This window comes from Nocardioides terrigena (genome assembly GCF_003047265.1).
GTDB lineage: Bacteria > Actinomycetota > Actinomycetes > Propionibacteriales > Nocardioidaceae > Nocardioides > Nocardioides terrigena.
Map to the genome: position 1 here is coordinate 1 of NZ_PZYY01000008.1, position 23,439 is coordinate 23,439.

At 72.7% G+C, this 23,439-nt stretch carries 24 protein-coding genes; 10 read left to right on the top strand and 14 right to left on the bottom strand.

The window, feature by feature from the left end; all coding sequences use genetic code 11:
• The first annotated feature begins 166 nt into the window (after window positions 1-166).
• Together DAE25_RS17540 and DAE25_RS17545 are read left to right on the top strand one after the other, a co-directional pair.
• Window positions 167-733: an anthranilate synthase component II gene (locus DAE25_RS17540; protein WP_107767446.1), complete on the top strand. Its 567-nt coding sequence runs from the start codon at window positions 167-169 to the stop codon at window positions 731-733.
• Complete coding sequence (locus DAE25_RS17545) at window positions 730-2,022, top strand: anthranilate synthase component I family protein (RefSeq protein WP_234411122.1); 1,293 nt, start codon at window positions 730-732, stop codon at window positions 2,020-2,022. Before DAE25_RS17540 ends, DAE25_RS17545 begins: the two co-directional genes overlap by 4 nt.
• 89 nt (window positions 2,023-2,111) lie before the next feature.
• Here DAE25_RS17545 and DAE25_RS17550 read toward each other — a convergent pair whose 3' ends face one another.
• From DAE25_RS17550 to DAE25_RS17580, 7 genes are all read right to left on the bottom strand, one after another.
• On the bottom strand, window positions 2,112-3,503 hold the full coding sequence (locus tag DAE25_RS17550; RefSeq protein WP_107767447.1) for a sensor histidine kinase: 1,392 nt from the start codon (window positions 3,501-3,503) through the stop codon (window positions 2,112-2,114).
• Window positions 3,500-4,198 (bottom strand): response regulator transcription factor, encoded by a 699-nt coding sequence (locus DAE25_RS17555; RefSeq protein ID WP_056889441.1) that lies wholly within the window; start codon window positions 4,196-4,198, stop codon window positions 3,500-3,502. The genes DAE25_RS17550 and DAE25_RS17555 overlap by 4 nt, the downstream gene beginning before the upstream one ends.
• A gap of 4 nt (window positions 4,199-4,202) precedes the next feature.
• Window positions 4,203-4,844: a hypothetical protein gene (locus DAE25_RS17560; protein ID WP_159083819.1), complete on the bottom strand. Its 642-nt coding sequence runs from the start codon at window positions 4,842-4,844 to the stop codon at window positions 4,203-4,205.
• A 101-nt stretch (window positions 4,845-4,945) separates the two neighbouring features.
• Complete coding sequence (locus DAE25_RS17565; protein ID WP_107767449.1) at window positions 4,946-5,806, bottom strand: fructosamine kinase family protein; 861 nt, start codon at window positions 5,804-5,806, stop codon at window positions 4,946-4,948.
• Entirely contained in the window at window positions 5,806-6,309 is a 504-nt protein-coding gene (locus DAE25_RS17570; RefSeq protein ID WP_107767450.1) for a low molecular weight protein-tyrosine-phosphatase, read from the bottom strand. The genes DAE25_RS17565 and DAE25_RS17570 overlap by 1 nt, the downstream gene beginning before the upstream one ends.
• Window positions 6,309-6,680 (bottom strand): phage holin family protein, encoded by a 372-nt coding sequence (locus DAE25_RS17575; RefSeq protein WP_107767451.1) that lies wholly within the window; start codon window positions 6,678-6,680, stop codon window positions 6,309-6,311. The genes DAE25_RS17570 and DAE25_RS17575 overlap by 1 nt, the downstream gene beginning before the upstream one ends.
• A gap of 65 nt (window positions 6,681-6,745) precedes the next feature.
• The gene (locus DAE25_RS17580) at window positions 6,746-8,218 is read right to left on the bottom strand and encodes a carotenoid oxygenase family protein (protein ID WP_107767452.1); all 1,473 of its coding nucleotides are present in this window, start codon (window positions 8,216-8,218) and stop codon (window positions 6,746-6,748) included.
• Window positions 8,219-8,293: 75 nt separating this feature from the next.
• On the opposite strand from DAE25_RS17580, the gene DAE25_RS17585 reads away from it, so the two are divergent.
• The 4 genes from DAE25_RS17585 (at window position 8,294) to hisC (ending at window position 10,752) form a co-directional block, all read left to right on the top strand.
• On the top strand, window positions 8,294-8,902 hold the full coding sequence (locus DAE25_RS17585) for a TetR/AcrR family transcriptional regulator (RefSeq protein WP_159083820.1): 609 nt from the start codon (window positions 8,294-8,296) through the stop codon (window positions 8,900-8,902).
• A gap of 9 nt (window positions 8,903-8,911) precedes the next feature.
• The gene (locus tag DAE25_RS17590) at window positions 8,912-9,478 is read left to right on the top strand and encodes a VanZ family protein (protein ID WP_107767454.1); all 567 of its coding nucleotides are present in this window, start codon (window positions 8,912-8,914) and stop codon (window positions 9,476-9,478) included.
• Window positions 9,475-9,609 (top strand): hypothetical protein, encoded by a 135-nt coding sequence (locus DAE25_RS24170; protein ID WP_267895273.1) that lies wholly within the window; start codon window positions 9,475-9,477, stop codon window positions 9,607-9,609. Before DAE25_RS17590 ends, DAE25_RS24170 begins: the two co-directional genes overlap by 4 nt.
• Window positions 9,610-9,678: 69 nt before the next feature.
• Window positions 9,679-10,752 carry a histidinol-phosphate transaminase gene (hisC, locus tag DAE25_RS17595; protein ID WP_107767455.1) on the top strand — a complete coding sequence of 358 codons (1,074 nt, stop codon included), beginning with the start codon at window positions 9,679-9,681 and terminating at the stop codon, window positions 10,750-10,752.
• Window positions 10,753-10,816: 64 nt separating this feature from the next.
• Here the strand turns inward: hisC and DAE25_RS17600 are convergent, their stop codons facing one another.
• Entirely contained in the window at window positions 10,817-12,100 is a 1,284-nt protein-coding gene (locus DAE25_RS17600) for an MFS transporter (RefSeq protein WP_199907659.1), read from the bottom strand.
• The gene (locus tag DAE25_RS17605; RefSeq protein WP_107767456.1) at window positions 12,097-12,672 is read right to left on the bottom strand and encodes an ArsR/SmtB family transcription factor; all 576 of its coding nucleotides are present in this window, start codon (window positions 12,670-12,672) and stop codon (window positions 12,097-12,099) included. The genes DAE25_RS17600 and DAE25_RS17605 overlap by 4 nt, the downstream gene beginning before the upstream one ends.
• 200 nt (window positions 12,673-12,872) lie before the next feature.
• Here DAE25_RS17605 and DAE25_RS17610 point away from each other — a divergent pair, with 200 nt between their 5' ends.
• The gene (locus DAE25_RS17610) at window positions 12,873-13,847 is read left to right on the top strand and encodes a glutathione S-transferase C-terminal domain-containing protein (protein ID WP_107767457.1); all 975 of its coding nucleotides are present in this window, start codon (window positions 12,873-12,875) and stop codon (window positions 13,845-13,847) included.
• Between the two features lie 28 nt (window positions 13,848-13,875).
• Here DAE25_RS17610 and DAE25_RS17615 read toward each other — a convergent pair whose 3' ends face one another.
• A complete protein-coding gene (locus DAE25_RS17615) occupies window positions 13,876-15,132 on the bottom strand; it encodes a family 43 glycosylhydrolase (RefSeq protein ID WP_107767458.1) in 1,257 nt (418 codons plus the stop codon).
• A 72-nt stretch (window positions 15,133-15,204) separates the two neighbouring features.
• A complete protein-coding gene (locus DAE25_RS17620) occupies window positions 15,205-16,263 on the bottom strand; it encodes a family 43 glycosylhydrolase (protein WP_107767459.1) in 1,059 nt (352 codons plus the stop codon).
• Window positions 16,264-16,430: 167 nt separating this feature from the next.
• On the opposite strand from DAE25_RS17620, the gene pdhA reads away from it, so the two are divergent.
• From pdhA to DAE25_RS17635, 3 genes are read left to right on the top strand one after another with little or no spacing between them, the layout of a single operon-like run.
• Window positions 16,431-17,588: a pyruvate dehydrogenase (acetyl-transferring) E1 component subunit alpha gene (gene pdhA / locus DAE25_RS17625; protein WP_107767460.1), complete on the top strand. Its 1,158-nt coding sequence runs from the start codon at window positions 16,431-16,433 to the stop codon at window positions 17,586-17,588.
• Complete coding sequence (locus tag DAE25_RS17630; RefSeq protein ID WP_107767461.1) at window positions 17,588-18,574, top strand: alpha-ketoacid dehydrogenase subunit beta; 987 nt, start codon at window positions 17,588-17,590, stop codon at window positions 18,572-18,574. Before pdhA ends, DAE25_RS17630 begins: the two co-directional genes overlap by 1 nt.
• Complete coding sequence (locus tag DAE25_RS17635) at window positions 18,574-20,112, top strand: dihydrolipoamide acetyltransferase family protein (RefSeq protein ID WP_107767462.1); 1,539 nt, start codon at window positions 18,574-18,576, stop codon at window positions 20,110-20,112. Before DAE25_RS17630 ends, DAE25_RS17635 begins: the two co-directional genes overlap by 1 nt.
• 141 nt (window positions 20,113-20,253) lie before the next feature.
• Here DAE25_RS17635 and DAE25_RS17640 read toward each other — a convergent pair whose 3' ends face one another.
• From DAE25_RS17640 to DAE25_RS17650, 3 genes are all read right to left on the bottom strand, one after another.
• The gene (locus DAE25_RS17640; RefSeq protein ID WP_107767463.1) at window positions 20,254-21,204 is read right to left on the bottom strand and encodes an NAD-dependent epimerase/dehydratase family protein; all 951 of its coding nucleotides are present in this window, start codon (window positions 21,202-21,204) and stop codon (window positions 20,254-20,256) included.
• A 180-nt stretch (window positions 21,205-21,384) separates the two neighbouring features.
• The gene (locus DAE25_RS17645; protein WP_107767464.1) at window positions 21,385-22,875 is read right to left on the bottom strand and encodes a M1 family metallopeptidase; all 1,491 of its coding nucleotides are present in this window, start codon (window positions 22,873-22,875) and stop codon (window positions 21,385-21,387) included.
• A complete protein-coding gene (locus DAE25_RS17650; protein ID WP_107767465.1) occupies window positions 22,872-23,423 on the bottom strand; it encodes an RNA polymerase sigma factor in 552 nt (183 codons plus the stop codon). The genes DAE25_RS17645 and DAE25_RS17650 overlap by 4 nt, the downstream gene beginning before the upstream one ends.
• Window positions 23,424-23,439 lie beyond the last annotated feature (16 nt).

Below are 23,439 nucleotides of genomic sequence, written 5' to 3' on the forward strand. Positions count from 1 at the left end.
CCAGAACCGTCGATCGAACTCACGTGGATGCTTCGGACGACCCATGACAACAACTCCTCAACATCGAGGTGTTGCATCACTCCCTAGAACCCGCCGCGCGTTCTGGGGTCCGATCGTCACGGACTACCCCGGGAGGGGACGCGCGTCCGGGGGCTAGCGTGCACCCGTGCTCCCTCCCGCGGACGTCGTCGTGGTCGACCACCACGACTCCTACACGTGGAACCTCGTCCACCTGGTCGCCTCGGTGACCGGCGTGCTCCCGCGGGTGGTGCAGCACGACGAGGTGAGTGCGGCGGAGGTCCTGTCGCACGCGTACGTCGTGCTGTCGCCGGGGCCAGGTCACCCGGCCGACCCGGTCGACTTCGCGGTCGGTCGCGAGGTGCTGCTCGCCGGCACCCGTCCGGTGCTGGGCGTCTGCCTCGGCATGCAGGGACTGGTCACGGCGTACGGCGGGACGGTCGAGCGGGTCGAGCCGGCGCACGGCGACGTGGCGACCGTGACCCACGACGGGTCCGGCGTCTTCGCCGGGCTGCCGAACGGCTTCGCGGCGGTGCGCTACCACTCGCTGGCCGCGACCTCGCTGCCCGACGAGCTGGTCGCCACGGCCTGGTCGGCCGAGGGGGTCGTGATGGGCGTGCGGCACGTGTCGCTGCCCCTGCAGGGCGTGCAGTTCCACCCGGAGTCGGTGCTCTCGCAGCACGGCGCCGCGATGGTCGCGAGCTGGCTGTCGTGACCGACGAGGACCCGGCCGTCTCCTTCGCAGCCGTCGCCGCCACCCACCGGCGCTGCTTCTGGCTCGACGGCGGGGGCGCCCGCGAGTGGTCCGGCCGGCGCTCGATCGTCGGCTGGCTCGAGGACGACGACGTGTCCCTGACCTACGACGCCGCGCGGCGCGAGGTCCGTCGGCACGCGGGCGGCACGTCGGAGGTCGTCGGCGACGACATCTGGTCGGTGCTCGAGTCGTCGATGGCGCCGGGGGAGCAGTGGTTCGGCTACCTCGGCGCGGCCTGCCGCCCCGACCTGCCCGCCCGTCCGGACCCGGACCTGCCCGACGCGGTGTGGATGCGGCCGTCCCACGTGCGGTCGTTCGAGCACGCCGCGGGGCCGATGTCGGAGTCCCCGCCGAAGCGGGGACCTCGGCGCATGCTGGCCGATGCATCGGCCAGCAACCGTCAAGGTCGGCCAGCCGGTGGGGCTCCTGGGGCGTACGCCGCGGCGTACGCCCGCGTGCAGGAGCACCTGCGGGCGGGCAACTCCTACGAGGTCAACCTGACCTACCGGCTCGGCGCCGACTCCGACCTCGACCCGGTCGCGACCTACCTCCGGCTCCGCGACCTCAACCCCGCGCCGTACGCAGGGTGCCTCCAGCACGACGTCGAGTCAGCCAGGGCGTGGCTGCTGAGCTCGAGCCCGGAGCGCTACGCCCTCGTGACCGCGGACCGCGCCATCGAGACCAAGCCGATCAAGGGCACCGCGCCCCGCGGCGCCACCGAGGAGGAGGACGAGGCGCTACGGGTCGGGCTCGCCCGCGACCCCAAGAACCGCGCCGAGAACCTGATGATCGTCGACCTCCTCCGCAACGACATCGGGATGGTCAGCGAGGTCGGCTCGGTCGAGGTGCCCGTGCTGATGGACGTCGAGTCCTACGAGACCGTGCACCAGCTCGTCTCGACCGTCCGCGGCCGGCTCCGCGAGGACGTCACGACGGTCGGGGCGCTGCGGGCCCTCTTCCCGCCCGGCTCGATGACCGGCGCGCCCAAGCGACGCACGATGGAGATCATCGAGGAGGTCGAGGAGACGCCGCGGGGCGTGTACGCCGGGGCGTTCGGGTGGATCAGCGGCGACGGCCGGGCGGACCTCGGCGTCGTCATCCGGTCGCTCATGACAGCCGGCGACGGCCGCTGGACCCTCGGCACCGGCGGCGGGATCACCGTGCGCTCGGACGTGGACGACGAGTGGCAGGAGTCGCGCTGGAAGGCCGAGCGGCTGCTGCGGGCCCTCGAGGAGGAGTCGCCGGGGTAGTCCGTGACGAGGGGACCCCGGGAACGGTCAGCCAGGGGTCCGATCGTCACGGACTACCCCGAGAGGGCCTGGGTCGGTTGCCCGGTCGGTCAGACGGGGACCGGCTGCTCGCCGGGCAGCGACAGGCTGAGCCGGGTACCGCCGCCGGGGGCGTCGGAGACGGCCACGCGACCGCCGTGGCGGTCGACGACCTGCCGCACGATCGCCAGCCCGAGGCCGGAGCCGGGCATGGAGCGCGACTCCTCGGCCCGCCAGAAGCGCTCGAAGACGTGGGGCTGGTCCTCGGCCGGGATGCCGGGGCCCTGGTCGTCGATGGTCAGCACGCCGGACGCCAGCCGGACGGTGATGGTGCCGCCCGCCGGGCTCCACTTGGCGGCGTTGTCGAGGAGGTTGAGCACCGCCCTCTCCAGCCCGGTGGCGTCGCCGGTGACCCGCCAGTGGTCGAGCCGCACGTCGAAGTCGATGCTGGGCGCGCGGCGGCGGACGCGGGCCAGGGCCCGCTCGGTGACGTCGGCGAGGTCGATGGACTCGATGACCGCGGCCGGCTGGTCCTCTCGGGCCAGGACGACGAGGTCGCCGACGAGGGTGGTGAGCTCCTCGATCTGGGCGCGCACGTCGTCGAGCAGCTCGCGGCGGGCCTCCTCGGGCAGGCCGCCGTCGGTGTCGGCCTGGGCGAGCAGGTCGAGGTTGGTGCGCAACGACGTGAGCGGCGTACGCAGCTCGTGGCCGGCGTCGGCGACGAGCCGGCGCTGCCGGTCGCGGGACGCCGCCAGCGAGGTCAGCATCTGGTTGAAGGCCGCCGCCAGCCGGGCGATCTCGTCGTCGCCCTCGACGGCCAGCGGGGCGAGGTCCTCGGTGACGGCGATCCGCTCGACGGAGCGGGTGAGGCGGCGCACCGGTCGCAGGCCGTTGGCGGCGACCGCCCACCCGGCCAGGGCGGCGGCGAGCACGCCGAGTCCTCCCGCGACGAGCATCACGGTGCCGAGCTTGGCCAGGGTGCGGTGCTGCGACGAGAGGGGTTGGGCGAGCACCAGGGCCGCCCCGTTGCCGGCGGGGACGGTGGCGACGCGGTACTCCACGTCGCCGGCCGCGACGATCGTGCGCACCGAGTCGGCCTCGCGTCCCTCGGCGACGTCGAGCTCGGGACGCCCGAGGGTGATCTCGGGGCCGTCGTCCGCAGTCAGCACGCCGCGGTCGGAGGTGATGAAGATGATGCGTACGTCGGCGGCGCCGAGCATCCACGAGGGCACGTCGCGGCGGGTCATCTCCGACAGGGCGGTGTACTTGGCGGCCTTCTCGGCCCGGTCGAGCAGGGACTCGTCGAGGCTGTCCTGGAGCTGCATCCGCATCACCATGAAGGCGCCCAGCGACATCACCGCGATCGACACCGCGACGGCGAGGGTGGTGAGGACCGCGACCCGGGAGGCCAGCGACCGCCGGTAGTGCCAGCGCTTGTCGTCCCAGCCGGCGAGGCTGCTCATGCTTCCTTCAGCACGTAGCCCACCCCGCGCACCGTCTGGATCAGCCGCGGCTCGCCCTCGGCCTCGGTCTTGCGCCGCAGGTAGCCGACGTAGACCTCGAGCGAGTTGGCGCTGGTCGGGAAGTCGTAGCCCCACACCTCCTCGAGGATGAAGGACCGCTCGAGCACCCGGCGCGGCCGACGCAGGAACATCTCGAGCAGGGTGAACTCGGTGCGGGTCAGCTCGATCGAGCGCGCGCCGCGGCGTACGTCGCGCGACCCGACCTCCATTGTCAGGTCGGCGAAGGACAGCGTCTCCTCGGCGGCGTCGTCCGCGGGTACGACGCGGCGCAGCAGGGCGCGCAGGCGGGCGAGCAGCTCCTGGAGGGCGAACGGCTTGGTGAGGTAGTCGTCGGCCCCGGCGTCGAGGCCCTCGACCCGGTCGCCGACCGCGTCGCGGGCGGTGAGCACGAGGATGGGTACGTCGTGCCCGGCGGCCCGGAGCGCCCGCGTCGTCTCGATCCCGTCAAGGCGCGGCATCATCACGTCCATCACGACCACGTCCGGATGACTCGACCCGAGCACCGCCAGCGCCTCGGCACCGTCGGCGGCGAGCGCGACGTCGTACCCGTTGAACTCCAGCGAGCGGCGCAGCGAGTCGCGCACGGCGCGGTCGTCGTCGACGACGAGCACGCGGGGCTTGGGAAGGTCCGGCACAGGCCTACCTTGCCAGTCGAGCCTGAGCCTCCGCTGAGATCTCGTCGGGTGGGGGGAGGTGGTGTCGCCACGCGTGGTGCACGAGGAGCGCGGCCAGGACCGTCCCGATCCAGCCGGCGAGGAGGTCGCCGAGGGTGTCCGCGTACGCCGACGGCAGCTCGGCCGAGCGGGTGACGAAGCTGACCAGCTCGAAGAGCTCCCACGCCAGGGCGGCCGTCATCCCGAGCGCCACCGAGCGCTCCAGGACGGCCACGGTGCTCGACGTACGGGTCATGGTGAGCAGCACCAGCGCGGCGGAGATGCAGGTGACCACGGCGACGTGCATGACGTCGTCGAACCACGCGACCCGGTCGTAGAGGTCGAGCCGGTTGCCGAGGATGTCGCTGAACGCGGCGAACGTCAGCAGCAGGTCCGCGAGCCAGGGGTAGCTCCCCGAGGGCCGCCTGAGCTGCCACCACAGCGGCACTGCGAACGCGAGCAGCGGGTAGGTCAGCGCCCGCGCCGTGGGGGCCTTGCCCTCCAGGTTGCCCCACGCCGGGTCGAGGAGGACCAGCACGAGGCAGGCCAGGAGCGTGCCCTTGGCCAGCACGTCGAGCGCGGCCACGGCCGGCGACACGACGGGCGGGCGGGGCGCACCACTCCTCATGCTCCCAGCGTAGGGTGCGGCACTCCCGGCGCACCGGGTCGTAGGTCACCACCGGACGTGCCGCCCGGCCCGGTGGGCCGGGTCCGGCGAGATCGGGACGGTCAGGCGTAGCGCCCGGCGGCGGTGGCGGCGCGGGCGCCGTACCCCCCACCGAACATGCACGCGTGCACGAGCAGCGGGAAGACCTGGTGCAGCGCGAGCCGGTCCTCCCAGCCGTCCGCGAGCGGCGTGGTCTCGTCGTACGCCTGCACCACCCGCTGGAGGTGCGGCAGGCCGAAGAGGTGCAGCATCGCGATGTCGACCTCGCGGTGCCCGCCGTACGCCGCGGGGTCGATGACGTGGACGGCGTCGGCGCTCCACAGGCAGTTGCCGTTCCAGAGGTCGCCGTGCAGGCGCGCTGGCGGCTCCTCGGGGACGAGGTCGCGCAGCCGCCCGACGACCGACTCGACCGTCGCCGCGTCCTCGGGTGTGATCGCGTCCCGGTCCCGGGCGAGCTTGAGGTAGGGCAGCACCCGGCGCACCGCGTAGAACTCGGCCCACGTCGGGCTCGTCCGGTTGGGCATCGGCAGCCGGCCGATGAAGCCGTCCTGCTCCGCGCCGTACGACGCCGCACCCGCTGCGTGGGTGGTGGCGAGGGCGTGGCCGAAGGCGAGCGCGGACTCGAGCCCTTGCTTGGCCGACGGCTCCACCCACGTGAGGATCACGCACTCGGGGTCGACGGCGAGCACCGGAGGGACGGGGACCCCGCCCTCGACCTCGGCGAGCCAGCGCAGGCCGGCGGCCTCCGCCTCGAAGAAGCCGGGCGGAGCGTGGGGCAGCGTCTTCATCAGCGCCGTGGTGCCGTTGGACAGGCGCAGCCTCGTCGCGGTGGAGATGTCGCCACCGGCGACCGGTGCCGTGGCCACCACGGCGGCGCCGAGGAGCTCCTCGGCGCGGCGAGCGATGAGGGGCTGGCGGGCCATCAGGCGGGCTTGCCCGTCCGGTCCCGGTGCTGCAGGGCGTCGACGATCGCGGCACTCGTGCGCTCCACCATCGACAGCACCTCCCCGAATCCGTCGTCACCACCGTAGTACGGGTCGGGTACCTCCCCACCACGATCGACCGGATCGAAGTCCCGGAAGAGTGCGACGCGCTCGTGCGAGCCCACGTCGGCGAGGTTGGCCCGGTCCATCACCAGGACCACGTCGTGGGTCTCCAGCCAGCCGGCGTCGTACTGCCGTGCCCGGTGTGCCGAGGGGTCGTAGCCCTCGCCGACCAGCGCCGTCGCGGCGCGCGGGTCCATCGGCTTGCCGACGTGCCAGCCGCCGGTGCCGGCGCTGCTGACCTCGACCTTCGCGGCCAGCCCGGCCCGGTCGAGGTGGTCGGCGAGCACCACGTGGGCCATCGGGGAGCGGCAGATGTTGCCCAGGCAGACCAGCGCGATCCGGTAGGGACCGTCGGTCTGCTGGACGGGCAGCCGCTCCATCACGCGTCGCCCACCACCGCGTCGATGGTCCAGGTCGCCAGGGTGATGACCACCGAGCCGAGCATCGCGGTCCAGAAGCCGTCGACGGTGAAGCCGAGGTCGAAGATGTCGGCGAGCCACGCGGTCAGCATCAGCATCAGGGCGTTGATGACCAGCAGCACCAGGCCGAGGGTCAGGATGATGAAGGGGAGGGAGAGCAGCTGGACCACCGGCTTGATGAAGGTGGAGACCAGGCCGAGGATCAGCGAGACGCCGAGGAGCGGCAGCACCTTGTCCTGCCAGTCGGCGCCGTCGAAGGAGATGCCGTCGAGCAGCCACGCGGCGGCGGCCACCCCGCCCGCGGTGGTCAGCAGCCAGATCACGTACCTCATGCGGGCCAGCGTAGGGGGCGGGGTGAACCCGGCCCGGTCGCCGGTCGAGGGCCGTCAAGGCATCCTCAGGACTCCGTCGGCGCCCAGTTGCCGTGGAATCCGGCCGGCACCCGGCCGGGCAGGTGCACGGCCGCCACGTCCTCCAGCGAGGCGGCGTCCAGCACCCGCAGGTGCGAGCGCCCCTCGGCGTGGTCGAAGACGTAGCCCAGGAGCACACCGTCGTCCTCGGCCGTGTCTCCCGGCGTCGGCACGAAGCAGAACTCGCTGGCCTCCAGGCCGTCGCCCAGGCGTCGTACGTCGGTGCGCCCGGCGTCCAGGTCGTGGCGCAGCACGGCGTCCCCGGTCCGGCCGCCCTCGAACCCGACGGCCCAGCCGTAGCGGTGCCGCCGCCCGGTCAGCCGCTCGTCGTGGCGGGGGAACTCCTGCGAGCGCTGGTCGAAGCCGTCCTCGCGCGCCCGGCCGGTGACCAGGTCGAGTGTGAAGCGGGAGAGGACGGTGGGTCCCTCGTCCGGCCCGTCGAGGACGGTGTCGAACATCCGGGGGTGCTTCACGACGTCCACGACGACGGTGTCGCCGTCGTCGTACGCGTTGAGCGTGTGGAAGACGAAGCAGGGGTCGATGTCGAACCAGCGGATCGCGTCGCCCTCGGCGTCGCGGGGCAGGACGCCGATGCGGGCGGGGTAGTCGGGGTTCCAGCGGTAGGGCAGGGACGGTGGCCCGTCGGAGCCGCCGCGCGCGACCCGGGCGATCATCGGCTCGGGCACGGGGTTGCGTCCCACGATCCGGCCGAGCAGGCCGCGCACGAGCGGCCGGGCGACGCGGGGGACGTCGGCGGTGGCGGCGGCGAGGTCGAAGGTCACCGGCAGGTCGAGCACCACGACGTGGCGCTCGGTCAGGGCGAAGTCGTGGATCATCGGGCTGCCGTGGACGGTGATGTCGACGCTGCGCCGGATCCGGCCCGTCGGGTCGAGCACCGAGTAGTCGACGCGGTTGCCGCGCATCCAGCTGTAGGAGATCGCGTGCAGCTCGCCGGTCTCCGGGTCCTCGTGCGGGTGGGCGCTGTAGCCCGGGCGGCCCGGCACGCTGGGCAGTGTGCCCCCGAAGTCGCAGGGCCCGACGGTGTCGAGGTCGTGGGTGAGCTCGTACGGCGGGGAGCCGCCCTCGACCAGGGCGAGCGTGCGCCCGGCGTGCTCGAGCACGTTGGTGTTGGCCGCGAAGTCCGACCCGCCGGGGGCGCCGCGGGCCGGCTCCCCGAGCGTGGTGGCGACGTCGGCCGAGCGGACCCAGCGGTTGCGGTACCACTGCGCCTGCCCGTCGCGGAGGTGCACGCCGTGCACCATGCCCTCGCCGAGGAACCAGTGGAAGTGCTCGCCCTGCTCGTGGATCGGGTTGGGGCCGATGCGCAGGTAGCGACCGTCGAGGTGGTCGGGCAGCGAGCCGGTGACGGTGAGGTCGACGGCGGTGAGCTCCTCGGTGACGGGGGCGAAGTTGTCCCGGAGGAAGCGGCTGGTGGTCGGTGCGGGATGGGTCAGGGTCATGGCGGGCTCGGTTCGGGTGAGGTCGATAACGCTGTTATCGATCGACCATAACGCTGTGATGGCACCATGTCCACGGTGAGCACCGAACCCGCCGTGAGTCCCGCCGAGTTGCGCGCGCGCCTCATCGAGCAGGCCGCGCGCATCCTGGGCGAGGAGGGCCCCTCGGCCCTCTCCGCGCGCCGGCTCGCGACGGCGGCCGGCACGTCCACGATGGCCGTCTACACGCACTTCGGGTCGATGGCCGGGGTCGTCGACGAGGTCGCGACCGAGGGCTTCCGCCGCCTCATCGACCATGTCGACGCGGTCGGCACGTCCGACGACCCCCTCGCCGACCTGCGCCGGATGGCCGGGGGCTACCGCGACAACGCGCTGGAGAACCGGCACCTGTTCGGCGTGATGTTCGGGGCGATCAGCCTGGGCGGCTTCCACGGCCGGGGCGCGGACCCGGAGGTGTCGCTGGCGGCCTTCGACCAGATCGTGTCCGGCATCGAGCGCGCCATGGCGGCCGGCGTGCTGCGGGAGGGCGACGCCCGCGCCGTCGCCGCGCAGTTCTGGAGCGCCCTGCACGGCTACGTGATGCTCGAGCTCGCCGGGATGGACCGGGTGGTCGACGACTCGGAGCGGACCGTCCTGTGGCCCATGCTGGCGCACCTCCTGGAGGCCCTCGCTCCTGCGCCTCGCTAGCCTCGCTGCGTGACCATCGGCGGGACGGGCGTGATGCTCCTGGGCTGCCTGCTCTCCTTGGTCGTCTTCGTCGGCCTCGCCCGCCTGCTGCGACCGCGTCTGGGTCCGGTGACGTCGGTGGCGATCGCCGGCTTCTGCTGGACGGTCGTCTGCATCGGGATCCTGACCCTCATCCCGGCGCAGTGGGGGATCGGGGTCGTGCCGGTCGACGAGGCGCAGACGACCTGCTCGCTCGACTACGGCGGCCCCGCCCCGGACGGGTTCTGGATCCTCCCGGGCAGCCAGCGGCTGCTCAACATCGCGGTCTTCGTGCCCGCCGGCGCCCTGTGGGTGCTGGCCGTCGCCCGCTGGCGCACCCGCTGGGTGCTGGCTCCGCTCGGCCTCGCCGCGCTGGCGCTCTACTCCCTGCTCATCGAGGCGACACAGCTGGCCGCCTCGCGGATCGGCCGGGCCTGCGACGTCACCGACATGGTGGACAACATCGTCGGCGTGCTCCTCGGGGGGCTCCTCGGCGTCGTCCTCGCGCTGCTGCTGCGCCCGTGGGACCACCGCCCCCGACCTACGCTGGGGGCATGACATTCCTCATCCTGCTGGTCCTCGTGGTCGGTGCCGTCTACGCCTACCGCAACCGCGTCAGCCTGCTCGCGAAGATCCTCGGGCAGCCCGAGTCGCGCATCGAGCGGCGCATCAACGGCCCCAAGCGCTAGCCACCGGACCCGCCCTGCCTCGCCCCGGGTGTGCCCCCGGGCGCTCGACCACGTCCTAGGGTGAGGCCCATGCCGCAGAACCCCCAGCCCCGCCGCAACGTCGGCCAGATCCCGACGTACGTGCCCGGCAAGCCGCCGACGCCCCGCCCCGGCCTCACGACGTACAAGCTGTCGTCCAACGAGAACCCCTACCCGCCGCTCCCCGGCGTGGTCGAGGCCGCGACCCGCGCCGCGGAGGCGATGAACCGCTATCCCGACATGGGCAACAGCGCCCTGTACGACGCGCTGTCGGCCAAGTTGGGCGTCCCGACGTCCGACCTCGCGGCGGCCACCGGCAGCGTCGCGCTGATCTACCAGCTCCTCAACGCCCTCTGCGACCCCGGTGACGAGGTCGTCTACGCCTGGCGCTCGTTCGAGGCCTACCCGATCGCGGCCACCGTCGCGGACGCGACCAGCGTCCGGGTGCCGGTGCTCGCCGACGGTCGCCACGACCTCGACGCGATGGCCGCGGCGGTCACCGAGCGCACCAAGGTCGTCATCGTCTGCACGCCCAACAACCCGACCGGCCCGGCGGTGTCGCAGGCCGAGCTCGACGAGTTCCTCGCCAAGGTCCCCTCCCACGTCGTCGTCGTGGTCGACGAGGCCTACCTCGAGTTCGTGCGGATGGACGACGCGGTCGACGGCGTCGCGACGTACCGTGCGCACCCCAACGTCATCGTGACCCGCACCTTCTCCAAGGCCTACGGGCTCGCGGGCTTCCGGGTCGGCTACGCCATCGCGCAGGCTCCGCTGGCCGGGGCGCTGCGCTCGGTGTCGCTGCCCTTCGGCGTCTCCTCGGTCGCCCAGGCCGCCGCCATCGCCTCGCTGGAGGCGGAGGCCGAGCTGCTCGAGCGGGTCGACGCGCTCGTCGCCGAGCGGACCCGGGTGGTCGACGGGATCCGGGCGGCCGGCTGGGACGTGCCCGACGCGCAGGGCAACTTCGTGTGGTTCGGCCTCGGCGAGCGGACGACCGACTTCGCGGCCGCCGCCGACGAGCTGGGCATCGTGGTGCGACCGTTCGCCGGCGAGGGGGCGCGCGTCACGATCGGGGAGACCGAGGCCAACGACCGGGTGCTGGAGCTGGCGCGGACGTTCCCGCGCTGAGCTTGCTGGCCGAAACGTCCGCTTGCTGGCCGATGTGTCGGCCAGCAAGCGTCGAGGTCCCCGCTCAGGCGGGGACTTCCACCGGGACCCGGTCCATCGCCCGGAACGACGGCACTCGCGTCGGCGCCATCGTCGTGACGAGGTACGCCGCGCCGGCGATCAGCAGGGCCGGCGAGACACCGAAGGCGGTCACGGCCAGGCCGCCGAGCACGCCGCCCAGCGGCATCAGCGACCAGCAGATCGCGGTGTTGAGCGACGAGACCCGCCCCATCAGCGGCGCCGGGATCCGCTCCAGGATCACCGCGCCGAGGATCGGGTTGAGGAACCCCGACGCCGCGCCGGCCACCACCGTGACGGCGAAGACCGCCCACAGCGGCGACTCCAGGGCCATCACGACGAAGCGCGGCGCCCCCGCGATGAGGAACGCGACCACGTAGGTCCGGTAGCGCGGCAGCGTCTCGCCCCACCGGGCCGCGGACAACGCGCCCAGGACCGAGGCCCCGCTGAAGGCGGCGAACATCGCGCCGAGCACCTCCACCCCGGCGCCGGACTCCTTCGCCCAGACCGGCGCGAGCACCGCGACGTACGTCTGGTCGACGAGGTTGGTCACCGCGACCATCAGGCAGATCGCGACCAGCACCGGCTCGGTGCGCAGGAAGTCCCACCCCTCCCGGAGCTCGGTGAGGTACGACGTCGCGCGGACGCCGGTGGCCGTCCCTGCGCTCGGCACGGGCCGGCCCATCCCCGTGGTCGAGAGCGCGAAGACCGCGAAGGACAGCAGGAACGACGCCGCGTCGACGTACAGCGCGTTGGCGGCCCCGAACCCGGCGACGAGGAACCCGGCCAGCGCGGCCCCGGCCATCGTCGAGGTGCGCTCGACGGCGCTGCCCAGCCCGGTCACCCGCTCGAGGGAGACCCCGGCGACCCGGGCGATCTCGGGCGTCATCGCGGACTTGCCCGCGTCGCCCGGTCCCCGCAGGGCGCCGGCGACCGCGACGATCACGAGCAGCAGGGGGAAGGTCAGCGCTCCGAGCTGGTGGAGCAGCGGGATCGAGCCCACCACGAGGGCGGACCCGAGGTCGCAGACCAGGGTGACCCGACGCGGTCCGACCCGGTCGAGCAGCGGCCCGCCGAGCGCCTTGAAGAGCACGAGCGGGGCGATCTCGGCGGCCGCGACGAGGCCGGTCTGGGTGGCCGAGCCGGTGGTGGACAGCACGAACCACGGGATCGCGATCATCGAGACCCGGGTGCCGATGAAGGAGATGCCCTCGGCCGTCAGCCCACCGACGAGCGGCGCCCGGCGGGCGGGTGTGGTCGTGGTCGTCGTGCCGGTGGTCGGGTCGCTCACCCGTCGGTCCCTGCGGGGTCCGTCCCGAGGGCGCCGGGGCGGGGGAAGGCGTTGAGGTTGACCGAGAAGGGCGCCGCGTCCTCCGCCTCGCTGCTCTCCGTCTCCTCGATGACGCGAACCAGGGCCTGGACGAGCTCGTCGGCACCGGAGGGAGTGAGGGGGATCTCCCAGTCGCTCAGGGTGCCGACCGACCGCCACTCCTGGGGCAGGAACCGCAGCTCCGCGACCGCCGACCGCAACCGGTCGCCGTACAGCAGGGCGACGGTGGTCAGGTAGGCCTCGACGTCCTCGTCGCTCGTGCCCTCCCGGCGGAAGTCAGTGCGCGTGGCGTCGTGCGCGGCCCGCCACCACCGGTCGCGCCCGGTGCCCCGCTCGGGGTCCTCCTCGATGAAGCCGTGCTGGGCGAGCTGGCGCAGGTGGTACGACGTCGCGCCGGTGTTGAGGCCCAGGCGCTGGGCCAGGGAGGTGGCCGTCGCCGGCCCCTCGGTGCGCAGCAGGCCGAGCATCCGCAGTCGGACGGGGTGGCTGAGCGCGCGCAGGCCGGCGATGTCGGGGGAGATGGAGGAGGCCATGGGATCAGGCTAGGACTGCCAAGAGTCATTTGCAAACACTTCTTTGCTATCCGCTCCCGGACAAGTAACGCGGTGTTGGTCGGACGGGACGAGGCATCGACGCCACGTCTCGAGTGACTAACACCGCGTTACTTGTGGCGTGGGGCCTGAGGGCTGGCGTGACAAGATGGTTGAGACGGCAACGATCGGGGAGATCTGCGATGGGCGACACCGTGACCAGCACGACGTACACCGCGAAGGGCAAGCCCTTCGAGCGGGACATGGACTACATCAGCGACCGGATCCTGGCCGGCGAGCGGTCGGCCGACCCCGACGACCGCGGCCCGCAGGACGTGCAGGTGTGGCCGGTCGAGCCCGGTCGCTACCGCCTCGTCGCCGCCAAGGCGTGCCCGTGGGCCAACCGGGCGATCATCGTGCGCAACCTGCTCGGCCTCGAGGACGTGATCTCGTGGGGCGCCCCCGGCCCGACCCACGACCAGCGCAGCTGGACCTTCGACCTCGACCCCGACGGTCGCGACCCGGTGCTCGACATGACGCACCTGCAGGAGGCCTACTTCAACCGGGTGCCCGACTACCCCAAGGGCATCACGGTGCCCGCGATGGTCGACGTCGCGTCGCGCGCCGTGGTCACCAACGACTTCCCGCAGATCACCCACGACCTGTTCTTCGAGTGGCGCGAGCACCACCGCCCCGACGCCCCCGACCTGTGGCCGGCCGACCTCCGCGAGGAGATGGAGACCGTGATGAAGCGGGTCTTCACCGAGGTCAACAACGGCGTCTACCGATGTGGCTTCGCCGGGTCGCAGGAGGCGTACGACGACGCGTACGACCGGCTCTGGGTCGCGATGGACTGGCTCGAGGAGCGGCTGACCGACCGTCGCTACCTGATGGGCGACGCGATCACCGAGGCCGACGTCCGGCTCTTCACGACGCTGGCCCGCTTCGACGCGGTCTACCACGGCCACTTCAAGTGCAACCGCGCCAAGCTCACCGAGATGCCGGCCCTGTGGGGTTACGCCCGGGACCTCTTCCAGACGCCCGGCTTCGGCGAGACGATCGACTTCGAGCAGATCAAGCAGCACTACTACGTCGTGCACACCGATGTGAACCCCACCGGCATCGTCCCGCAGGGTCCCGACCCGGACGTCTGGCTCGAGCCGCACGGACGCGGCTGACGCACGCCGCCGCCGGGGCCCAGCCGGCTCAGGGAGTGGCGGTGGTCGTCGGCTCGGTCGGGGTGGCCGTGTCTGTCGGCGTCGGCGTCGGGGTCGGGGTCGGGGTCGGCGTCTCGGTGGGCGTCGGCGTCGGGGTGGGCGTGGGTGTGGGCGTCACCGGGGGCGGCGGAATCAGCCCTTGGACGAACGCCGAGATCGACGGGCCGTCCTTCGTCCACGCGAGCCGTGCGGCGTACAGGGCGCGCTTGCCGACGTCCTCGTAGTCCTGGTGGCCCTGGTAGGACTGGTAGCAGGGCAGGTTGGTCCCCTTGCAGACCCAGCCGTGGAAGAACATCCGGTTGGCCGCGGTGTCGGTCTCGGGCAGGTAGTCGGCACCGCCCGGTCCGCAGACTCCGGTGTTGCGGCGGTTGAGCAGCGCGTGGCCGCGGGTGCCCTGCCAGTCCCGCTTGAGGAAGTGCGACCGGCGCCAGATCGTGCGGTAGCGGCAGTCGCCGTAGTCGCCGCGCGAGGTGATCAGGTAGTGCCACTGGCCACGCCTGACCATGACCGGGTTCTCGATCACGCCACTGTCGCGGATCAGCTCGCGGCTGCGGCCGAAGGTCGCGGTCCCGGCGGCGTTGAGCCGGATCAGCCGGATCGTCGAGGGTGTGCCCTGGGTGCGGTAGAGCAGGAAACGGCGGCCGTCGGGGGCGACGTACGAGGAGGGGTCTATGACGCCGCGCCGCGGCAGGCCGACGCGGCCCGGCACCTGGTCGAAGGCCGGGATCGTCGTCGAGTAGTCGGGGCACACGAGCGGCTTGTTGCCGAGCACGGTGAACGTGGACGACAGGTCGGGGGCGGTCGCCACCCCGATGCAGCGGTCCTGGTCGTGGGGGAGACCGCGGGAGGGCATCGTGAAGTAGGCGACGTAGCCGTTCGGCGTCTGCTCGATCTCCGGCCCCCAGACGCCGGCGTACTTGGCCCACGTCGGCCGACCGTTGAGGACGTCACCCCCGCGGGACCAGTCGCCCCAGTCCTCCTCGGCGCGCGCGGCCCGGCCGCGGAAGCCGGTCGCGGCGCCGTACCAGCGCTCGCCGTCGCGCACGACGCTCGGGTCGCCGAAGTCGCGGTCCCAGATCAGCGGCCGCGGGGCGGTCGCGGCCCGGTCCGACGTGCCCGGGCGGGCCTCGCGGGCGTCGCGGGACTCGTCCGCCGAGGCGCTCGTCGAGCCGGGTACGGCGAGCAGTGCGGGCAGCGCCACCAGCGCGGCGAGCGCGCCGGTCCAGCGGGTCAGGTGACGTGGCATGTGGAAGGTCTCCCCTTGCAGGCTGACCCTTGATACCCCGGCGACCCAGGGGGAGGGCAAGTCCCCGCGCGGTCAGCGCCAGGACGAGACGGTCGGTACGCCGCCCGGCCACGCCAGCTCCGCGGCGTACATCGGGCGCCGCGACCCGAGCGTGGAGCGCTTCTTCACCAGGTCGACACCGGCCGGGCACTGCCGTCGCTCGCACGTCCACGCGTGCAGGAAGAGCCGCAGCCGCGATCCCCGCGGCACCGCGCTCACGTCGGCGCCGCCCGGGCCGCAGAGGCCGCTCGTCGCCCGGTCGAGAAGGACGCCCTCCTCGGCCGCAGACCAGTCGAGCAGGGAGGCCGACCGGCGCCAGACGGTCCGGTAGGAGCAGCGCCCGAAGTCGCCCTGCGACAGCAGCATCACGTAGCCCTCGGGTCGCTTCACGACCACCGGGTTCTCCAGCACGCCGTCGCGGCGGAGCAGCTCCGCCGACGGCCCGGCGACCCGGATGCCCGACCGGGTCAGCGGCACCACCCGGATCGACGACGGGATGCGGTCGGTCTTGTAGAGGAGGTGCGTGCGCCCGTCCTCGACGAACAGCGACGGGTCGATCACCCCGGCACGCGGCAGGGAGCGGTCGGGCTGGGGCACGTCGTCGCCGGCGGCCGGGGCCTTCGCGTACGACGGGCAGACCAGCGGTCGGCTGCCGACCGGCACGAAGCCGCCCAGCACCGAGCGGGAGCGGGCGACCCCGATGCAGCGGCCGTACTCGCCGATCCCGCGCACCGGGGCGGCGAAGTAGAGCAGCCACCAGCCGTCGACGCGGGCGACGTCGGAGGCCCACACGTCGCCGTTCGCGTGGGACCAGGAGGGGAGCCGGACGAGCCCGCGCCCGGCCGCCCGCCACGCGCCGCGCGGCCGGTCCGAGACGGCCCGGGGGACGAGGCTGCCGGTGGAGAACCCGACGTACCCCGATCCCAGCACCGCCACCGCCGGGTCGGCGAAGTCACCGGTGAGGACGGGACGCGGCCGGTCCGGCGCGGCCGACGCGGCCGCGGAGGCGGTCGCGGTGGAGCTCGCAGGGGAGACGAGGGCGGACGTCATGGCCAGGAGGAGGGCGACCAGGACGGCCGGGGGTCGGAGCACCGGGAGATCCAAGCACGCCGTGATCGAGTGGCCCGATTGGCGCCCGCGCTGGCCTCCTCGATACCGTGCGGGCACCATGTGGTCGGGGTCACACACGCCCGCGACCGCACCGAGCCGTCGGCGATCCCGGTGACCCCGAGACGCTGCTAGCCGCACGAAGGAGTGCCATGAGCGACCCCGGAGGATTTGGCCCCGACCTGGTGGAGGTCTTCGGACCCAGCCAGCAGGACGGCGGACCCGAGCTCGTCCAGCTGTTGACGCCTGAGGGTGAGCGCGTCCACCACGACGAGTTCGACCACGACTTCTCCGCCGAGGAGCTGCGCGGCTTCCACCGCGACATGGTCCTCACTCGGCGGATCGACACCGAGGCCACCGCGCTCCAGCGCCACGGCGAGCTCGGCATCTGGGCCCAGCTGCTCGGCCAGGAGGCCGCCCAGATCGGCGCGGGCCGCGCGCTGCGCCCGCAGGACTACGTTTTCCCGACCTACCGCGAGCACGGCGTCGCCTACTGCCGCGGCATCGACCCGCTCGACCTGCTCGGCCTCTTCCGTGGCGTCGACCAGGGCGCGTGGGACCCGAAGGACAACAACTTCGGGCTCTACACGATCGTCATCGGCGCCCAGGTCCTGCACGCGACCGGCTACGCGATGGGCATGCAGCGCGACGGCGTCGTCGGCACCGGCGACCCCGACCGCGACGCGGCGGTCATCGCGCACTTCGGTGACGGTGCGTCCTCCCAGGGCGATGTCAACGAGGGCTTCATCTTCGCGGCGTCGTACAACGCTCCCGTGGTGTTCTTCTGCCAGAACAACCAGTGGGCCATCTCCGAGCCGATCGAGCGCCAGACCCGCATCCCGCTCTACCAGCGCGCGCTCGGCTTCGGCTTCCCCGGCGTCCGCGTCGACGGCAACGACGTCCTCGCGACGTACGCCGTGACGCAGGCGGCGCTGCAGCGCGCCCGCGACGGCCAGGGCCCGACCCTCGTCGAGGCGTACACCTACCGGATGGGTGCGCACACCACCACCGACGACCCGACCCGCTACCGGATGAGCGACGACCTCGAGCACTGGAAGCTCAAGGACCCGATCGCCCGGCTCGAGGTCTACATGCGCCGCAACGGCCTCGTCGACGACCAGTACTTCGCGGACCTCAAGGCCGAGGCCGACGAGCTCGGCCACCACCTGCGCGAGGGCTGCAAGGCGCTGCCCGACCCGCAGCCGATGAGCGTCTTCGACCACGTCTACACCGAGATGACCGACGAGCTCGCCGCCCAGCGCGACGGCTACCGGGCATACCTCGACTCCTTCGAAGGGGCGGGCCACTGATGAGCACGACGCAGAAGATCACCCTTGCCAAGGGCCTCAACATGGGCCTGCGCAAGGCGATGGAGGACGACCCCAAGGTCCTCATCATGGGCGAGGACGTCGGCAAGCTCGGCGGCGTCTTCCGGATCACCGACGGCCTGCAGAAGGACTTCGGCGAGGACCGCGTCATCGACTCCCCGCTGGCCGAGTCCGGCATCGTCGGCACCGCGGTCGGCATGGCACTGCGCGGCTATCGCCCGGTGGTCGAGATCCAGTTCGACGGCTTCGTCTACCCGGCCTACGACCAGATCGTGTGCCAGGTCGCCAAGATGACCTTCCGCTCGCAGGGCAGGTCGAAGATGCCGATGGTCATCCGCATCCCGTTCGGCGGCGGCATCGGCGCGGTCGAGCACCACTCGGAGTCCCCGGAGGCGCAGTTCGCGCACACGCCCGGCCTCAAGGTCGTGGCCTGCTCCAACCCGATCGACGGCTACTGGATGATCCAGCAGGCCATCGCGTGCGACGACCCGGTGATCTTCCTCGAGCCCAAGCGGCAGTACCACGCCGACAAGGCCGAGCTCGACGAGTCGGCCACCCCCGACCCGCTGTTCACCTCGCGCACGGTGCGCGCCGGCTCCGACGCCACGCTGCTGGCCTACGGCCCGACGGTCAAGACCGCGCTCAAGGCCGCCGAGGCCGCCGCGACCGAGGGCAAGAACATCGAGGTCATCGACCTGCGCACCCTCTCGCCGCTCGACATGGCGCCGGTCTTCGAGTCCGTACGCCGCACCGGCCGCGCCGTCGTCGTCCACGAGGCCCACGTCAACCTGGGCATGGGCGCCGAGCTGTCGGCCCGGATCACCGAGGAGTGCTTCTACTCCCTCGAGGCCCCGGTGCTGCGCGTCGGCGGCTTCGACACCCCCTACCCGCCGTCGCGGATCGAGGAGGAGTGGCTCCCGGACCTCGACCGGGTCCTCGACGCCGTCGACCGGAGCATGGAGTTCTGATGAGCGAGTTCAAGCTGCCCGACGTGGGCGAGGGCCTCACCGAGGCCGAGATCGTGTCCTGGAAGGTCAAGGCCGGCGACTCGGTCGAGATCAACGACATCATCGTGGAGATCGAGACCGCCAAGTCCATCGTCGAGCTGCCGTCGCCGTACGCCGGCACGGTGCTCGCGCTGATGGTCGACGAGGGCCAGATGGTCGACGTCGGCACGCCGATCATCTCCATCGGCTCGGCCGACGAGGCCGCCGCCGCGGCGGCCGCGCCTGCGGCCCCGCAGACCGAGTCCGACCCCTACCTCGGCATGGCCCAGAAGGCCGGCGAGGCGCAGGTCGACCTGTCCGACATGGACCTCTCCAACCCGGCCGCGTCCGGCGGCGGCGAGGGCGAGTCCCTGGTCGGTCGCAACAAGGCCGAGCGCGGCCCGCAGCGCCGGGCCCGCAAGGGATCGGCCACCCCGCGGACCGCCGCTGGCGCCCAGACCCAGCTGCAGCTGCAGGGCGCGTTCGCGCCCGGCGGCGCACGGACCGACGAGGTCGCGCCCGTCGACGAGCCGGCCGTGCCGGCCACTTCGGCGGCGCCCCGTCCGGCCGCCGAGCCGGCGGAGGCGCTCGTCCCCCCCGCGGCGCAGACGCCGCACGCCGACGTCCGTGCGCTGGCCAAGCCGCCGGTGCGCAAGCTGGCCAAGGACCTCGGCGTCGACCTGTCGATGCTCCTCGGCTCCGGGGCCGGTGGCGTCGTCACGCGCACCGACGTCGAGGCGGCCGCTGCTGGTGGCGGGACCGACAACGGCTGGTCGCCCGCGACAGAGACGCCGACCCCGCGTCGTACGGACGAGGCGCCGCGCGAGACCCGCGAGCCCATCAAGGGCGTGCGCAAGATGATGGCCCAGGCGATGAGCCACTCGGCCTTCACCAGCCCGCACGTGACCGAGTGGGTCACCGTCGACGTGACCGCCACGATGCAGCTCGTCGAGCGGCTCAAGGCGCGGCGCGAGCTCAAGGACGTGCGGATCAGCCCGCTGCTGGTGCTGGCGCGTGCGGTCCTGCTGGCGATGAAGCGCACCCCGGAGATCAACTCCTACTGGGACGACGCCGCGCAGGAGGTCGTCTACAAGAGCTACGTCAACCTCGGCATCGCCGCGGCCACTCCGCGCGGGCTGGTCGTGCCCAACGTCAAGGACGCCGACGCGATGTCCATGGTCGAGCTGGCCGGTGCGCTCGGTGAGCTGACCGCGACGGCCCGCGACGGCAAGACGCAGCCGGCCGAGATGGCGGGCGGGACGTTCACGATCACCAACGTGGGCGTCTTCGGCGTGGACGCCGGCACCCCGATCATCAACCCCGGGGAGTCCGCGATCCTGTGCTTCGGCGCGATCAACAAGCGTCCGTGGGTGTCCGAGGAGGGCGAGATCGTGGTGCGCGACGTGACCACGCTGGCGCTGTCCTTCGACCACCGGCACATCGACGGGGAGAAGGGCTCACGCTTCCTCGCGGACGTGGCCGGGATCCTCGGGGACCCGGGGAGCGCACTGCTCTTCTGACCGACCGGGCGGTCTTGTCTCGCTCCTGAGCGCCGACCGGGCACTTCCTGCGCGCTCACGACGCCCGACCGGGCGCTTCCTTGCGTACGACGCGCACGGAAGCGCCCGGTCGGTGCGTTTCAGCGGCCAGGAACCGCCCGGTCAGCGGGAGGACCAGGCCGCGAGCACCTCGGCCTCGCGCTCGGCGGAGATCCCGTGCACCTCACCGCCGAGGCTGTCACGAGCGGTGTCGCCGACCGGCCGGAGCCGCAGCCCCGCCGCGACGGCCGGCCCGGGATCGTGCGACATCATCCCGTCGTAGTCGGGTCGCGGCAGCCACAGCGGCACCGACCCGTCGCCGGCCCAGTGCTCGACGCCCTGCTCCTCGAGGAACGATCCGTCCACCCAGGTGAGCAGCGGTGCCGGGGCGCCCACGGCGGCCGAGACCTCCGCGAGCAGGTCGCCGATCGCCATCGGCGTGCCCACGGCGTCGTACACCCCGGCCGTCCCTGCCTCGCAGGCGTCCAGGACCCACGCGGCCAGGTCGCGTACGTCGATCACCTGCACGACGTCGTCGGGGGTGCCGGGCGCGAGCACCTCGCCGCCGCGGGCCAGCCGGGCAGGCCAGTAGCCGAAGCGGCCCGTCCCGTCCCCGGGGCCGGCGATGAGCCCGGGGCGCACCACCATCGACGAGCGAGCACCCTCGCGGACGATCGACTCGCAGGCGACCTTCATCGCGCCGTACGCCTCGGGGTCCGAGGCGAGGTCGACGTCGTCGGTGACCGGCTCGACGAGCGGCTCCATGGCGGGCGAGGTGTTGTCGGCGTAGACGTTGACGGTCGAGACGAAGACCCAGTGGGCGTCCGGGACGGCCGCGACCGCGCGGCGTACGTGCGAGGGCAGCCGGGCGACGTCGACGACCGCGTCCCACCCACCGTCGCGCAGCTCGTCCGGGGCGTCCTCGCCGCGGTCCCAGCGCAGGTGGGTGGCACCGTCGGGGACCGTGCCGGACTCGCCCCGGCAGGCGCAGGTCACCTCCCACCCCCGGGCCACCGCCCGGGTCGCGATCTCGCGGGAGAGGAACCGGGTGCCGCCGAGGACGAGGAGTCGCATGCCCCCACCTCACCCGCCGCGGAGTGGGCCCGCAAGGGGGTTTCGCGGTGGGCGAAAACCTGCCCCCCCCTCGCCGGGGTAGTACCGGACCTTTGGGTGGCGACACGCCGATGTTTGCCACCCAAAGGTCCGGTACTACCCCAGGAAGCTCGACGGAGACAGCCGGCGGCGAGCAGGCACTCAGGCGCCGATGAGCCCCTCTGGCGGCGTGGTCCGCCCGGTGATCCAGGCGTCGAAGAAGCGGGTGAGCTCCAGCCCGGTCTCGGCCTCCCAATGGTCGTAGACCTGCTGGCGGGTCACCGACCGGTTGTCCTGGTCGGTGAGCCAGGACCGGGCGACCTCGAAGAACTCTTCGTCGCCGAGCTCGCGCCGCAGCTCGTCCCACATGACGGCCGGTGAGTAGTAGATGTTGGACCCGCCGAACTGCCGGCGGTCGTAGGCGCCTGGCGGGCCGTACTCGTCGCGCAGCTGCTGGTCGACCCCGCGCCACTCCGCGATCTGCACCCCGACGTCGTAGCCGCCGCGGTCGGCCTCGTAGAGCGCCTGCATCAGCATCGTCATGCCCTCGTTGAGCCACACGTCGCTCCAGTCGGCGGGCGAGACCTGGTCGCCGTACCACTGGTGCACGATCTCGTGCACGACCACCGGCGCCGAGCGGACGTACTCGGTGTTGCCCATCGTGATCATCGTCTGGGTCTCCATCGCGCTCTGCGAGTCGGTGAGCACGAGGCCGAGCGAGGTGAACGGGTAGGGCCCCAGCCGCTGCTCGATCCAGTCGACCGCCTTGGCGGCGACCTTGAGGTCGTCGTACGCCCCGGGCAGGCCGCGCGGGATCCAGTAGTCGACCGTCAGCCCGCTGGTGGCGGTGTTGGAGCGGTGGGTGTAGTCGCCGATGGCGAGGGTGACGAGGTACGACGCCGCCGGCTCGTCGAGCTGCCAGCGCGTCGTGGTGAGGTCTTCGCCGGACGGACCGTCGGAGGACTCGGTCGAGACCAGCCGCCCGTTGGCGATCCCGGTCCACGGGGACGGCACGGACACGGAGATGTCGTAGAGCGCCTTGTCGGAGGGCTGGTCGTTGACGGGATACCAGGAGTAGGCGCCGTACGGCTCCTGCATCGTCCAGACCTCGGCCCGGTCGGTGACGGTGAAGCCGACGGTGGAGAAGTCCCCACGCGTCGTCGGGGCGGGGACCGGGCGCGGCTTCCCGGCGTACTCCACGACGAGCTCGTGCCGGTCGCCCTCGCTGATCGGCGAGCGGACGACGAGGTCCTTGCCGCGGTGCCGGTACGCCGCCTCGTCGCCGTCGAGCGTCACGCTCGCGACCTCGAGCGGCCGGGCCAGGTCGAGGCGGAAGGTGGGGGTGTCGCGGGCGGCACGGAAGGTGAGCGTCGCCGTGCCCGTCAGCGTGCGCTGGTCAGGCGCCCAGGCGAGGTCGAGGTCGTAGAGGAGCGCGTCGACGTCGGGGTGGCCGACGCCGGGGTAGACGGAGTCCTCGACCGGGGAGCTCTCGGCGAGCGCCAGGTCGGGCTCGACCGCCTCCGCAGTCGGGGCGTCCGAGGCGGCCGAGGGGGTCGAGGAGGGCTCGGACGACTCGGTCGAGCCGGTGCACCCAGCCAGCGCGAGCAGCCCGGCGACCGCGAGCGCCGTCGTACCTCGCCGCAGGTGCCTCACGCCTCGCCCCGCAGCAGCGGCCGGGCCAGCTTGCGGCCGTGGTGGATCTGCGCCTTGACGGTGCCGAGCGGGGCGCCCACGAGCCGGGCGATCTCCTCGTAGGGCAGCCCGTAGACGTCGCGCAGCATCAGCGGCTCGACGTACTGCGGGTGGTCGCGCTCGATGGTCTCCATCGCCTCGAGCAGGTCGAGGCGGGTGCCGGCGATGACCGACGTGGTGCGCGGGTCGGGACGCTCGTGGTGGTGGACGCCCTCGAAGTCCGTGGGCACGGCCTGGTTCTTGAGCCGGCGGTAGGTCGAGCGGGCGCTGTTGAGCGCGACGACGTGCATCCAGGTCGTGAAGCGGCCGTTGCCGTGCCACGACCCGATCTTGGTGGCGATGTTGAGCAGCGCCTCCTGGCAGGCGTCCTCGGCGTCGCCGGAGTAGGGCAGCACCCCGCGGCACACGTTGAGCGCTCGCGGGCGGACCTCCCCCAGGAGCGCCTCGAGGGCGTCGCGATCCCCGTCGCGGGCACGCCGCGCCAGGTCGTCGATGTCGTCAGGCGTCACACCTGCAACATAATGC

What these genes read in the sequence shown, in the direction of transcription:
- DAE25_RS17615 (WP_107767458.1), bottom strand. Translation starts at nt 15,132, where the DNA reads ATGCCACGTCACCTGACCCGCTGGACCGGCGCGCTCGCCGCGCTGGTG.
- DAE25_RS24170 (WP_267895273.1), top strand. Translation starts at nt 9,475, where the DNA reads ATGACATTCCTCATCCTGCTGGTCCTCGTGGTCGGTGCCGTCTACGCC.
- DAE25_RS17630 (WP_107767461.1), top strand. Translation starts at nt 17,588, where the DNA reads ATGAGCACGACGCAGAAGATCACCCTTGCCAAGGGCCTCAACATGGGC.
- DAE25_RS17550 (WP_107767447.1), bottom strand. Translation starts at nt 3,503, where the DNA reads ATGAGCAGCCTCGCCGGCTGGGACGACAAGCGCTGGCACTACCGGCGG.
- DAE25_RS17605 (WP_107767456.1), bottom strand. Translation starts at nt 12,672, where the DNA reads ATGGCCTCCTCCATCTCCCCCGACATCGCCGGCCTGCGCGCGCTCAGC.
- hisC (WP_107767455.1), top strand. Translation starts at nt 9,679, where the DNA reads ATGCCGCAGAACCCCCAGCCCCGCCGCAACGTCGGCCAGATCCCGACG.
- DAE25_RS17560 (WP_159083819.1), bottom strand. Translation starts at nt 4,844, where the DNA reads ATGAGGAGTGGTGCGCCCCGCCCGCCCGTCGTGTCGCCGGCCGTGGCC.
- DAE25_RS17575 (WP_107767451.1), bottom strand. Translation starts at nt 6,680, where the DNA reads ATGAGGTACGTGATCTGGCTGCTGACCACCGCGGGCGGGGTGGCCGCC.
- DAE25_RS17565 (WP_107767449.1), bottom strand. Translation starts at nt 5,806, where the DNA reads ATGGCCCGCCAGCCCCTCATCGCTCGCCGCGCCGAGGAGCTCCTCGGC.
- DAE25_RS17580 (WP_107767452.1), bottom strand. Translation starts at nt 8,218, where the DNA reads ATGACCCTGACCCATCCCGCACCGACCACCAGCCGCTTCCTCCGGGAC.
- DAE25_RS17610 (WP_107767457.1), top strand. Translation starts at nt 12,873, where the DNA reads ATGGGCGACACCGTGACCAGCACGACGTACACCGCGAAGGGCAAGCCC.
- pdhA (WP_107767460.1), top strand. Translation starts at nt 16,431, where the DNA reads ATGAGCGACCCCGGAGGATTTGGCCCCGACCTGGTGGAGGTCTTCGGA.
- DAE25_RS17640 (WP_107767463.1), bottom strand. Translation starts at nt 21,204, where the DNA reads ATGCGACTCCTCGTCCTCGGCGGCACCCGGTTCCTCTCCCGCGAGATC.
- DAE25_RS17570 (WP_107767450.1), bottom strand. Translation starts at nt 6,309, where the DNA reads ATGGAGCGGCTGCCCGTCCAGCAGACCGACGGTCCCTACCGGATCGCG.
- DAE25_RS17635 (WP_107767462.1), top strand. Translation starts at nt 18,574, where the DNA reads ATGAGCGAGTTCAAGCTGCCCGACGTGGGCGAGGGCCTCACCGAGGCC.